General features: G+C 47.2%; 11 protein-coding genes. 5 read left to right on the top strand and 6 right to left on the bottom strand.

The annotated features are described in order from the left end of the window. Positions 1-407: 407 nt before the first annotated feature. Positions 408-1640, bottom strand: a complete 1233-nt coding sequence (locus tag N836_RS55915; protein WP_023073579.1) for an aminotransferase class V-fold PLP-dependent enzyme — start codon at positions 1638-1640, stop codon at positions 408-410. A gap of 513 nt (positions 1641-2153) precedes the next feature. On the opposite strand from N836_RS55915, the gene N836_RS55910 reads away from it, so the two are divergent. Then, a complete protein-coding gene (locus N836_RS55910; protein WP_023073578.1) occupies positions 2154-2483 on the top strand; it encodes a hypothetical protein in 330 nt (109 codons plus the stop codon). A gap of 409 nt (positions 2484-2892) precedes the next feature. Here the strand turns inward: N836_RS55910 and N836_RS55905 are convergent, their stop codons facing one another. The 4 genes from N836_RS55905 to N836_RS55890 all read right to left on the bottom strand — a co-directional run bounded on the left by N836_RS55905 (position 2893) and on the right by N836_RS55890 (position 7150). Next, on the bottom strand, positions 2893-3609 hold the full coding sequence (locus N836_RS55905) for an ABC transporter ATP-binding protein (protein WP_023073577.1): 717 nt from the start codon (positions 3607-3609) through the stop codon (positions 2893-2895). Positions 3610-3937: 328 nt separating this feature from the next. Continuing rightward, a complete protein-coding gene (locus N836_RS55900) occupies positions 3938-5167 on the bottom strand; it encodes an ABC transporter permease (protein WP_023073576.1) in 1230 nt (409 codons plus the stop codon). Positions 5168-5216: 49 nt separating this feature from the next. Further along, on the bottom strand, positions 5217-6584 hold the full coding sequence (locus N836_RS55895) for an efflux RND transporter periplasmic adaptor subunit (protein ID WP_023073575.1): 1368 nt from the start codon (positions 6582-6584) through the stop codon (positions 5217-5219). Between the two features lie 140 nt (positions 6585-6724). Next, positions 6725-7150: a hypothetical protein gene (locus N836_RS55890; RefSeq protein WP_023073574.1), complete on the bottom strand. Its 426-nt coding sequence runs from the start codon at positions 7148-7150 to the stop codon at positions 6725-6727. Between the two features lie 919 nt (positions 7151-8069). Between N836_RS55890 and N836_RS55880 the strand changes: the two genes are divergently transcribed. From N836_RS55880 to N836_RS55865, 4 genes are all read left to right on the top strand, one after another. Further along, the gene (locus N836_RS55880) at positions 8070-8840 is read left to right on the top strand and encodes an SAM-dependent methyltransferase (protein ID WP_023073572.1); all 771 of its coding nucleotides are present in this window, start codon (positions 8070-8072) and stop codon (positions 8838-8840) included. 837 nt (positions 8841-9677) lie between these two features. Then, positions 9678-10832 carry a serine hydrolase domain-containing protein gene (locus tag N836_RS55875; protein ID WP_081716894.1) on the top strand — a complete coding sequence of 385 codons (1155 nt, stop codon included), beginning with the start codon at positions 9678-9680 and terminating at the stop codon, positions 10830-10832. Positions 10833-11047: 215 nt separating this feature from the next. Further along, complete coding sequence (locus tag N836_RS55870; RefSeq protein ID WP_023073568.1) at positions 11048-11539, top strand: GNAT family N-acetyltransferase; 492 nt, start codon at positions 11048-11050, stop codon at positions 11537-11539. Between the two features lie 627 nt (positions 11540-12166). Next, positions 12167-12463 (top strand): hypothetical protein, encoded by a 297-nt coding sequence (locus tag N836_RS55865; RefSeq protein ID WP_152532174.1) that lies wholly within the window; start codon positions 12167-12169, stop codon positions 12461-12463. A 26-nt stretch (positions 12464-12489) separates the two neighbouring features. Here N836_RS55865 and N836_RS55860 read toward each other — a convergent pair. Then, a partial coding sequence (locus N836_RS55860; protein WP_023072485.1) for an ISAzo13 family transposase occupies positions 12490-13029 on the bottom strand: 540 nt, incomplete at its 5' end.

Genomic DNA, 13029 nt, shown 5'->3' with positions numbered 1-13029 from the left:
AAATCCTTCTCCCCCAGGGAGAAGGACTTTGAGAATAACTTCCCTTCTCCCTCAGAGAGAAGAGGGGTTGGGGGATGTAGAGCTTTGCTCTTCTCGCAGAGTGGGCTCGATATCTTGAGTCATTCTTCGACTTGTATGTACACGGTAGCCTTACCAAGGGGAATCCTGGGCGAATGGCATCTGGAACCAAAAAGACTTTGACCATTTTGCATAACTTAATATATGTATGCACCGTCAGGCTTTCAAGTGAACAGGGCTTGCAATAATTGCTAATCTATCATTGCGGAATTGAGTCTGCCCAGTCACGCAAGTCCTAATTTTAGCGGCCTTGCAGTAGGACAATACTCCTAGTGAGACCGCCTGTCTTAGGTGGCAGGAACGAAATCATCTCGACAAGATTGAGCGTATTAATCCAGAGCAGCTGCAAGTCCGTCAATTAGCTGAGCGATCTCATCCTCAATTGTGTAATGGAGGAATGATAGTCGTAGAACACCAGGGTCAATGGGAATATTCATACCCATTAACGGGCGAACACTATAAAAACTTCCCTGCCCTACCATCAGTTTCTTTGTGGCCAGTACCGCACAAATCTCATCAATTGATTTCTTCTTTGGTACGACAGATACTGTTGGCGCTCGCAATGCTGGATCATCGGGGCCAACAATGTAAATATCGTCGCGCTGTCGCAGCCATTCTAGCAGAGGTTGCAGCAGGCTTTTTTCATGATCCTGGAACAGTTTTTTAAGACGTCTTCCCTTTTCTGCCGGGTCAACTGTTTCAGAAAAATGGTGTTCATAAACCGTATCCAAATACTGGGCTACACCGGCAGTGGCTGCAATCTGGGCGTGGTCCGGCCCAGCCGGTAGTATCTTTTTTCGGATACTGTGTTTATGAAAGAAATGGCTTTGGTTGGGCAACGTATCCATAATCTCTTTCTTAATGGTCATGAGTCCAAGATGTGGTCCCCATGTCTTGTAAAGGGAAAATAGATAAATATCTACTCCCAGTGAGTCAATATCCGGCAATCCATGGGGCGCATGGGCCACTCCGTCGACAACTACGCAGACGTTGGCCGTCTTTGCCTTTGAGACGATCTCAGCCACTGGGTTGGTATGGCCAATGATATTGGAACAATGGGGGAATGCCAGTAGCTTGGTTTTGTTGGATAGCATGGCATCTAGATCATCCGGATTCAGCCTGCCTGTCTCAGGATCAACGCGCCATTCTTTGATGACGATGCCTGTTTTTTCAAGGCGTCGCCAAAATCCGGCATTGGCCTCGTGATCTTGGTTGGATAGGATGATTTCGTCTCCTATGTTCCAAAGCTCTCGGAAGGCATGGGCTAGAACATAGAGATTCTGAGTGGTTGATGGACCGAAATGGACGTCCTCTTCCCTGACATTGAGGTAAGCGGCCAGTTGGCGATAGGATTCATCCATGGCGGCACCGGCTTTTTGTGCTGCTGGATAATTGTAATAGGGTTGAACTTTGGTCTGGGTATAGTAGTTGTTTAGACGGGAAATTACTTGTTGACAGGTATAGGAGCCACCTGCATTTTCGAAAAAGCCCCATCCGTTGAGTGATGGTTCTGCAAAGGCCGGAAATTGACTTCTGATAAATTTTGAATCTAACTGTATCAAAATTTTCTCCTCATCTTCAGCAAGAACAAATCATAGCCGGTTCATCGGGCGATGTTTAATATTTTTGCACAGTCTCCAGATTTTTTAATTCGTTCGCTCCGGCGCAACAGTTGTTAGGCTGCGATCGCGTTTGCTCATATCTTCTACGATCTCGACCAGTCATCTAGAGAACACTTAATAGAAGCCGCATGTATATTAGAGTAGAGCGGCTAAACTCCCTGCCATGGCTCTGCTTTAAATCCTTGCTGCTTAAACAGCCAATATTGAACATGAGCGCATCGTCCAAGTACCCCCAAGGGTACTGAACCAAGATAGATGAATTATTAAAATGTAGTATATCTGATTAAAGTGTGGTCATCATAAGATCCTCATCTTTCTGGCCAAAAGTTAGAAAATAAGGGTTTAGTTTATCAATAGTGAAAATCAGGCAATTGATAAAGGTGTGTCCTTTTGAGAGTCTGATGAAGTAACGAAAAAGATTCAAATACTCAAGTCGAGAAAAGGAGAAAGGTCATGGCTGTTACTGGCAGTTGGACTCAATTCTACGATTGGAACTGTGATGGTAGTTATAGCTCTACAACGATGGACATTAAAGCTGATGGAACCTGGACTAGTGGAGAGGGCTATAGTGGCCTGTGGGTCCAGGTGGCTGGCATGTTCTTATTCACTTTCAATAATTCGGAGACTACCTATGCTGGGAATCTTGCTAGTGAATCCATTACTGGCATCCAAACTACCTTTACTGGTCTAACCGGTTGCTTCTATATGCTACAAAGTGGTGTTCCGACCTCATTCGCTGCTTTGCGCATTAAAGAAAAGGCAGACTCTTCTGGTGCAGCGTAAAGAATAAATCGATCAGGCCAAAACGAACAGTCTTAGGCGTTTGACCTAACATGTATGTGCAGTGGGCTCAGGGAATCGTGCATGAGTTTTGAGGTATCGACCATTCGAATATGTGTCTTCCAAATAAACTTCATCATTATTGACTGCCTGAGCCGCTGATACATCATGTTAGGTCCTACTACATCTGTCTAGGAACCAAGTCCTTATATAGTTTCCAGGAGGAATGGGGGCATTTCACAGTGCCCTCGTAGTGTTGTGCCAGTGGCAATAGTGTTGTATCCATGGTTCAAGATCAGCTTTAACCATCAGGAAATTGCCAGCAGGCGATTGCCTCTACAGCTAAACTGCCACAATGATGACAGGCTTCTTTTCCAGAGGCCACCCATTGTTCATTACAGATTTATACAGGCTAAGCGGGTAACTCTTCCGGGTAGCGAGATGTCTGATCTTGCGAGTCATGTAAAACACTTCCATCTCGAAAGGTAATTGTCCGTCGACAGCGTTGGGCAACTTCTGGATCGTGGGTGACCATCACCAGGGTCATTCCCTGCTGGTTCAGCTCGGCAAAAATATCCATAATTTCCTGGCTCATTTGGGAGTCTAGGGCTCCTGTCGGTTCATCAGCCAGGAGTAATTTGGGTTGATTGACAATGGCGCGAGCGATCGCAACCCGCTGCTGTTGTCCACCAGACAGTTGACTGGGACGATTGGCTAGCCTATCTCCCAGCCCTACCCGCTGCAGTGCTGCAATGGCGCGAGACTCTCGTTCACTAGCGGGGATCCCAGCATAAATCATGGGCAAAACGACATTCTCCACCGCTGTAAGCTGGTGGAGCAAATGAAACTGTTGAAAAATAAAGCCAATTTTGCGATTACGAATGCCAGCTAATTGCTTAGGGTCTAAGTGGCTGATCTCCTCACCATCTAACCAATAATCTCCCTGGGTAGGGCGATCAAGACAACCAATCATATTCATCATTGTTGACTTGCCCGATCCAGAAGGTCCCATAATGGCGCAATAGTCTCCTGGATTAATGGCCAGATCGACAGATTTTAAGGCATAAACCTGAAGGTCACCCACGCCATAGATTTTAGATATGTTTTGGAGTTGAATAAGATGGTTCATAGGATTTGCTAGCTTTGTTCGATGTTCAGAGTCTTGGCGATATGTGGTTCCCCTTACGAAGGCTACGGTGTATACACATCTAGGAGATCTACTGGAAATCAGCTCCATGTTCTGCATTAGCCCTCATCCTAAATCCTTCTCCCCCAGGGAGAAGGACTTTGAGACTAGCTCCCCTTCTCCTCCAGGGAGAAGGGATTGGGGGATGTAGAGCTTTGCTCTTCTCGCAGAGTGGGCTCGACATCTTGAGTCATTCTTCGACTTGTGTGTATACGGTAGCCTTACGAAGGGGAGGACATCCTACGCCACAATTGCATAACATTGAACTGACCTAACTCCGCAGGGCCACAATCGGATCGAGATTGGCCGCTCTTTGGGCAGGCGTAATGCCAAAAATCAACCCAATACTGCCCGACACAGTAAACGAAACCATAATGGCGCTCAGGCTGACTGCCGCTTCCAAAGGACTGAACAAGGTGAGTCCCACCACACCGACTAGCCCTAGACCAATCCCAATCACGCCGCCCGTTGCTGCCAAGATGACAGCTTCAATGGTGAACTGGGCCAAAATATCTGTCCCGGTTGCCCCGATTGCTTTACGGAGTCCAATCTCCCCCGTGCGTTCCGTCACTGAAACCAGCATGATATTCATGATGCCGATCCCCCCCACCAACAGGGAGATACCGGCGGTAAACCCCAAAACAAGAACCAGAATATCCGTGATGCTGCTAGACCTTTCCAACAATTCCTGCTGACTTTGTACCGCAAAGTCGTCGTCTCCTTGCAAAATATTATGGCGCAGACGCAACAGATTTCTGATTTGATACATGGCTGCATTTGTCGCGTCTGAGCTTTCCAGAGATACTGCAATCACCTGCACGGTTGGACTGATTTTGCCGGTCTCTTGTCCCGTTAGCTGACTCACCATCACATTAATCGGAATGTAAACAGCCTCATCCTGGTTTTGGCCAAAGGAGGAACCGCGCTCTGCCACAACGCCGCTGACCGTAAAGCTCAGATTACTAATGCGAATTTTGCGCCCTACCGAATCTTGGTTTCCAAACAATGTGTGAGCGGTTTCACTCCCCAGAACAGCTACCCGTGAATTAGTTTGGAGATCAATCGGACTCAAGAACTGTCCTTGGGCCATCTGGATATCCCGAACCACTGAGTAGTCTGACGTTGTTCCCGTGATGTTGGCCTGAGTCTCGGCTGCCCCCTGCGTAATGCGTAACCGTGTATTTTTTTGAGGCGAGATCGCACTAACGGCTGACACTTCTTGGGTAATGGCCTCGGCATCCGCTAATGTCAGGGTATCTGCCTGGGCTGTGCCAGCGAGCGGTCCTCGTTGGGCATCACCGGGAGTAATAAACAATAGGTTGGTGCCTAGGGATTCAAATTGTGCCGTGACAAATCCTTGTGCGGCTTCTCCTGCGGCCACCATGGCAATGACAGATGCGTTGCCGATGATAATCCCTAGCATGGTGAGACTACTTTGTAATTTATTAGCTGCCAGGGTTTTAAAGGCCATCTTGGCATTTTCAAGAGTGTTAAATCCCATGGATAATATTCCTGGAGAGGCGTTCCATAGAACGCTTGTACATTATGTTTTAGGGTAGGAGCGGTCCCGAGTCGCGAGAACGGCGTGCTTCTGGTGGAAGTTCCAGGAAAATGCGATCGCCTGCTTCGAGACCCTGCAAAATTTGAGTGCTCCCCAATTGGGTAATGCCGACGGTGACGGGTTGAAAGTCAACATTTCCCTCACTATCTGGCATCTGCACGCCGAGTTGTCCGTCTTGGGTTGCGATCGCAACAGTGGGTACCATCAGGGCGTCGGTTAAGGTCTCACCGATAAAGGTGGCATCCACCGTCATGCCAGATCGCAGTTGATCAGCCCCTGTTAACAGTTCAACGACAACCTGAAATGTGGTGATATTGTTCTCAATAATGGCCTCTGGGGCAATCCGCTGCACCTGGCCTGCATACACCTGGTTGGGAAACGCTTCCGCCACAATCTCAACCGACTGGCCTACTCGAATCTGGCCAATATTGGCTTCTAAAATATCCACTTCGACTTCCAGCCCTGCAGACAATGCCAAAATTGAACTGGAGGTGGCGGAGGCCGTGGCCGAAGCAGTCGTGGTAGGGGTCACGATTGCACCAATAGTGGCATAGGTTTGAGTCACATATCCGGCAAAGGGGGCGCGGATATTCGCATCCGCCAGTTCTGTTTCAAGTACCTTAATCTGTGCTTGAGCTGCCGCTACAGCCGCTGCCGCCGCTTCAATTTCTTCAGGACGAGAACCGCTGGTGGTTGCCTTAAGCTGTTGCTGCACTTCATCGAAATTAGCCACGGCGCTTTGGGCTTCATTCACATACTGATCTAAATCATTTTGGGAAATTGCCCCCTGACGGGCTAAATCTTCAAATCGCTCCAGACGAGTTGTGGTTAAATCAACCTGGGATTGGGCGGCAACCAAACGGGCTTCAGCCTGGAGGATATCCTCCTCGCGGTTGCCTGCCAGAATCCTGGCGTAATCGGCTTCGGCTTGATCAAACTGTGCTTCTCGTTGCTGCAGCTCAGCCGCTAAACTCCCAACTTCCATGCGGGCAACAACCTGACCTGCCTCAACGCGATCGCCCTGCTGGACATAGAGATCTGCTAAACGGCCCGTTGTTTTTGGGCTGAGGTTTACAGTATCTTTTGAAATGACAGTGCCACTGCCCTCAATCCGAACTGCCAGGGGTTCACGGGTTACTGGTACCGTTAATGCTTCCAGCGGTTCAGCATTGCGAGGCAAAGATGAGAAGCGCCCTACTATCCCACTGCCCAGACGTAACAGTAAGGTGAGTATTAATGCTCGCTTGAGCCAAAAAAGCCAACGGCGGCTTGTTTTCTTGGCTGTTGCGGGTGTTGTCCTATGTGGTTCTTCAGGTGCGATCGCCAGTGTATCGCCAGCGTCAGTGTGATCATTCATTAGCAAGACTGCATATCTAATTCAGATTAAACTCATGATTAGCAATGAGAAAAAACTCCTCTTAGTCTCTTAAATCAGATTAAGAGGAGTCCTGTAGTGGAGTATGAGTTAGGGGTTGGAATATAAGCTAGGATGTCGTTCTAGAGCTGGCCGAAGGCAGTCATTTCCATGATTCTTTCAAGTTGGTCAGCTGTCAAAACCGCTTGCAGCTCGGCCACCGTCTCTTCGTGTACCACAGTCAGCTGTACCGATTGAGTATCTGTCAAATCTAATGCTGTCTGCAGTTCTTGAGGAGTCTGAGTCTGCTGCTGTTCCCGTGTAGATTGTAGTAACTCGAACTGCTCAGGGGTGAGAATATCTTCGATTTCAGAGTTTAAGTTTTGCATAATACCGCCAACTTCTCTCATTTGAGATCGGCTTAAGTTGAGTTCTTGGGCTATTTCACGAAAGGCACTCCGGTCAAGTTGGGCTGAAGCATTCTGAATGTTAAAACTTCCAAGTCCGAGAGTTAGAGTGCCAATTAATAATGTGTTGACGATCCGTTTGCGAGTGAGTTGAAAATTCATGGAGAGGCTCCAATTAGTTACTAATCTGTTTCGCTGTCTAGAACATGCTTATCCTATGGGATTTGAAGTGATTTGCGCCTGAAGCAAACTTCCTAAATTGAATAGGATATATCTCCCAATTGTGTTTAGGAGAATTGACCTAAAACCAATTCATCCGTTAGTAGGCTGTTTACATGGAGTCTTGTCATCGTTATTGAATAAGTCTGCTTGCTAATCTCTATTTTGTGGACCGATGTTGTCCCTTGTCTTTTTTGATATAGATCGAGTTCTGAATAATAACCCTTGAATGCAAAAACTGGCTTCGGTGCTTTGGAGCCATCTAATTGCCCAATCTCCAACAATTCATTTTTGCCTAAAGTTGCTTGCTAATTGTCCGGTTGCCCCTGATGGAACAGAAATTTCTAGCTAGAATTGAACAGTGATGTATTGCAGGTGAGCTGAGACATGACGAATAACAACATAGAACCTATCCTCCTGGACTCGACAGACCAACACGCGGTGGAGGATTTGGTGATGTCTCTCATTCGAACTGAGTCCACTGAGTACACTATCCTGAATGAGCACCGAGAGGACATCACCCACGAGATCAAGAAGCTCGTATCACTCAAGACCAGAATGCTCAAAGGCCGATAGTCTGAGAGCTGGCTGGCATAACTCAAGCCAACTTTTGTAACGCAGCAGCGATCGTCTGCTGTAACAAAACGTTGCATTGATGAGCAAGCTGCAGGAACGCACCACGCTGGATGGTCAATGTTCTTTGCTGCAGGTAATGGGAAACGTGAGACGGCAAGAGTCTCTTGATATTAGGCTCCCGCGCTTAAATAATTCACCCTGTTACCCCATCACTCATCCACCCCTCTACAGCTTCAACCTGGGACTTTATTTTTGTGCAATCCCCTTAGAGCTAGCAAAAATCTAGATGAGTACAGAAAAACAGATGAGTATAGACGCTCAAACTAAGTACATTGCTGCCTTGACTGATTTACACCGTGGACTTGACCGGCAAGGACCTGGTGACTCTGAATTCTCGCGCAATATTTTGGGCAATCTTCCTACTTTGCCTCTCAAGCCGCGAATTGCTGATTTAGGATGTGGCAGCGGTGTCAGTGCATTGCTGCTTGCACAGCACTACCAAAGCACTGTCATGGCAGTGGATTCCTCATCTGCTTTTATCGATGAACTCAAAGCTCGCGCCAAACAACTTGGTCTTGAGCATTTAATTATTCCGATTCATGGTGACATGGCTAAGCTCCATTGGTCAGCGGGTTCGGTTGATCTGCTTTGGTCTGAGGGGGCGGCGTATAATCTTGGGTTTGAGCAGGCGCTTAAAACCTGGCGACAGTTTCTTGCCAACAGCGGGGTTGCCGTTATATCGGAGATGAGCTGGTTTACTGATGACGTGCCAGAGCCTGCTAGCGCCTATTGGCAAAATGCCTATCCAATGATGGGTACTGAGACTGAGAATATCGATCGGGCTAATCGATCAGGCTTTAGCGTGCTTTCTACGCATCGGCTGCCGAGTCAGGCTTGGTGGGTCAATTATTATGGACCACTCCGTGAGCGGATGCAGCAGATCGAAATCACCCCAAGTACTCAATTAGTTATTCGTGAAACTGAAGAAGAAATGAGCCTGTTTGAAAAATTCAGCGACTTCTATGGTTATACGTTCTATGTGCTGCAAGCAGCTTAGGAATGAGGATTCAATTAGGGCCTATCTTTTGCCGTACAGGCGTTCGAGTTTGTCTATCGTTGAGAAGAGAAGCATTTGGTTCTCACGATTGCCTTCAAATTCCTGGCTGGGCACTATGGGTTTGGTCACCCGTGGCATAAGCTGTACGCGGATTACGTCGATGAGCGTTCAGATTGTCCTGATTTGATGATTTGTTGAAGGTATTGTGTTATTCACAATTTAGGTGCGCTGGCTATTTATAGTATACTTGCACCAATTTATCTCATCCGTTGAATCCTTGCCTAGAGGTCACTTGTGAAAAAGTGAAATTTGATGTGATGAATTTATCTGTTGGGCTCAGCGTCAATCGGTACTTTTGTATATTCCCTATTTTTCAATAGAGATTAGTGAACAGCAAAAGTTTATGGAAGGATATGAGTAGTTTTTGGGATCATCTGCAAATGTCACAGCATAAGAATCGTATTCAGAAGCTCGAATTGAAGTTTCAGCTTTTGGGATGGGCTTTATTCATTCTATCGGCGAGCTTTTTTGGAGCGGCAAGTATCAGAGCAGGAGATGTATTAAGCCTCTTGGGTAGTTTATTTTTTCTCTTTGCTTGTTTTGTGTTCCTGATTCCCTTAGGGATCAGAATTTTATAAGATCCAAACATGTTGTCTGCAGAGGCGTTCCATGGAACGCCTGTAGAGCAAAAGATAGATTCTAATGGAATCCTCATTCCTTGGTTATTAGGTGAGAGTAATAAGTTGCCAAATCAAGTGGTAGCGATCGCAGCCTAACAACGCCATGTACATTGACCACTGACAGTGGATCGATCTGATACAGAAGTTACTGCAGCGGATGATGAGATTTTCTCAGCGCCATCAGAATTATTCCCTCATAGTCACCAGTTCAGCCTTGATCCTAACCACCCTGTTTGGTTGTGGCCCGTCCTCCGAAGATCTCGCCGCTCTGAACTACATCCCCTTGGCTGACGGTGGCTGGGAAGTCTCCTCACCGGAAGCAGAAGGACTCGATGCCGATATGGTAGCAGAGCTGTATTACGATGCTGCCAAACTGGATTCCATCTACAGCCTGCTGATTGTCAAGAACGGCTACCTGGTTGCCGAGAAATATTTCAATGATGGCTCTATTGACCTCAAGTCAAATCTACAGTCGGTGGGTAAGAGCTTTACCTCCGCCCTGGTGGGTATTGCCTTCGAGCAGGGTTGCCTCACCAGTCTGGATCAACCGTTTCTAGCCTACTTTCCGGAATACGTTAACCTGATCAAAGATCCAAGAAAGCGGGAGATCACTATTCGTCATCTTCTACAGATGCGCTCCGGTTATCCCTGGGAAGAATCTGATAGGGATCTCTGGAAGGTTTTCGTCGCAGGAGACTTTCTTGGCTTGATGGTTCACGTCCCTCTCATTAACGATCCAGGCACAGAATTCCATTACAGTAATCTCTCCTCGCACTATCTAGGTGTTATCGTTGATCGAGCTTGCGGCACAGACCTGAGAACCTTTGCAGAGGAAAAACTATTTGATCCCCTAGAAGCCGAGTTGGGTGAATGGTATACAACAGCCTCCGATGATAGATACCCAATGGGTACCGGCACAATGCACATGACTGCGCGTGATGCGGCCAAGTTTGGGTTGCTCTACCTAAATGATGGCATTTTTGGTGGAAAGCAGGTGATTGCTTCTGAATGGGTGCACGATTCCCTACAGAACTATACCCAAAACCCAGCTGTTGGATGGCCCCAGGAAGGCCGCAACGTCAATCGAACCGGATATGGATACCAGTGGTGGGCCATACAATCAGGTGAGCATCACTATCATGCAGCTTTGGGCCATGGTGGACAGGCCATCGCGGTTTTGGATGAGTTTAAGATGGTGATTGTTGTGACCGGTGATCCATTCTTCTTGGAACATAATGCGAAGGCTTGGAGGTCTGAAAAACAGCTCATAAACTTGGTTGCTGACTTTATTGCCTCCTTGCCGAGTGAGTAATGGATAAGCGGGTTCGACCGGCTCACAACTCACTGAAGCGAACCTTCTAGGTGGGCAGATTTGAAACACTTTATACTAGGTCCGGTCGCTTAGCTCGCAGTTAGCTGCCTTGCCGACAGTCGAGCACCGGATGGCTTAATGGCAAAGGTTTACAGTATAAGGGCTTGAACCTACTGAATGTACTGAATGCACCAAATAGGAGGCTGTTCTCACCAGTGCTAGATAAGACTCTCACTTACCGACCTTTGACCGAGAACGATATACTCGCAGTCAGTGAGCTGGTAGCTCGTGTTTTCAATGAGTTCGTTGCCTCAGAATATTCATCCGAAGGGGTGCAAGAGTTTCACCGCTATATCCAGCCGAGTGCCTTGCGGGCACGTGCTCAAACCAATCATTTCAGCCTCATCAGTTTGGAGCAAGACAAGGTCGTCGGAATGATTGAAATGCGAGGCCATAATCATGTTTCCTTGCTTTTCGTCGCACCGGAATTTCAGCGCCGAGGAATTGCCAAAGAACTTCTGCACCAAGCTTTGCAGATTTGCCGAGCCAACGAGCCCAGGCTTTCGACAATCAGCGTCAATTCCTCGGCCTACGCAGTGCCAATTTACGAGAGGTTGGGCTTTCGTCGAGCCGGGGAGAGACAAGTCAGAAACGGTATTGGTTTCCTCCCTATGCTGCTGAAACTACCAAATCAGCCCGACGGCTAACACCATTGGAGCAGCTAATAAGAAATTGTGGTAACCTTGTAAAGGTTGTCTAACGTCGCCCAACGCTACCTATCAGCTGCGTTAACATCTGCTGTAAAAGGCAATTTCCTATAAATCAACTAATCTCACTAATATCCTGCCAGTTTCTTTGATTTCCTCATAAGATCCTCATCTTTTTGTTGCAGAGTTAAAAAATGAGGAGAAAAGGGCTGGCTTGTCATCTTTAATCAAATAGGGAGGCAACATCGGAAGAATTGTTATTATCTTTTGATGGCCGTCATTCACGCAGCCTAACAACTTCTATGCATGCTGCTGCCGAGAGTTGCACAGCTGTGTAGTGAAGTTTATCGGCAGCGAGTAATGAGTAGCATGAGCACGCTGCACCAAAGAAACTGAGCCTTGAGTGGTTTGGAGAGGACAGCAAAACCCTTTGATCGGAGCAAGACGCGCTTGACATTGTTATAGAAGGGCGATGACCATGTCAATGACGCTGTGTACAGCAGTATGGAGCATACGGGGGGTAAAACAGTGTCCAGTCATCAGGAGAAGGCGCAAAAAACAAGTTCTCAAATAGAAGTTGGAGGAGAACATGTAGCAACTAGTACGGAGCATGAAACAAGTTCGAGGTTGGACGTTAATACCCAGTCCAACGATACTGATAATGAGCAAGGCTATAAATGGTGGTTGCGATATGTAGTTGTTCCTCTTTTCGGAGGGGGTGGGGTGATTGCTATCATCGTTGCCCTATTAACAAGGCCTACACCAACAGTGGCGCAGGAAATTCAGTTACTCACCGACGAAGGCGGAACTGAGACTGCCGATGTCATACTTACTAGGGATACCCATCTCATCACACAGCAAGACCTACGTCGTCTGGATCGGAACAAATTCTACGTAGATGAAAAACTTGAGACAGCAATATAGGAATAAGGATTTAATAACTTCCAATTTTATATGTGTTGTGGTTGAGCGACATAATTCCATTGAGGTAAATGGTCATCAAAGCGAAGGGGCATGTGAGCCTTAAACTCATCGGCAGCTTTACGTCCGGTCTCATAGACCGCATCGATAATCGTGGTCACAACGGATAATCCAGTCTTGGTAGAGGTTTGAGCTATCAAGTTGCTGAGTGCTTCAAGCGATTCAAAAATGGCCCCTTGGCAGGTGCGTGAAATCTGAGCAAATAATCGATGTTCAATAGGATTGTATTTGGAGGTATAGGGTGGGTAATGGGCAACGCGAATCTCAATTCCCAAGTCATTGGCTAAAGTTTGGAGGTCTTCCTTGAAGATATAGTGACGCGCATTGTTGCTCCCTCCGGCATCACACAATAGGAGAATCGATGAGGCCGTGGGATAGTCATTGCTCCCATGGTGAGTCCACCAATGATAGATGGAGTCACAGGCAAATTCTGAGGTATCTCGACTCGTCCCAATTTGGACGTACCCTTTGTTTTGCTGAAGGTCATAGAGACCGTGGGGAATGGCCAC

Source organism: Leptolyngbya sp. Heron Island J (assembly GCF_000482245.1).
Lineage (GTDB): Bacteria > Cyanobacteriota > Cyanobacteriia > Phormidesmidales > Phormidesmidaceae > Leptothoe.
The sequence above is the reverse complement of the archived record's forward strand: the minus strand, read 5'-3'. Positions and strand labels throughout refer to the sequence as shown.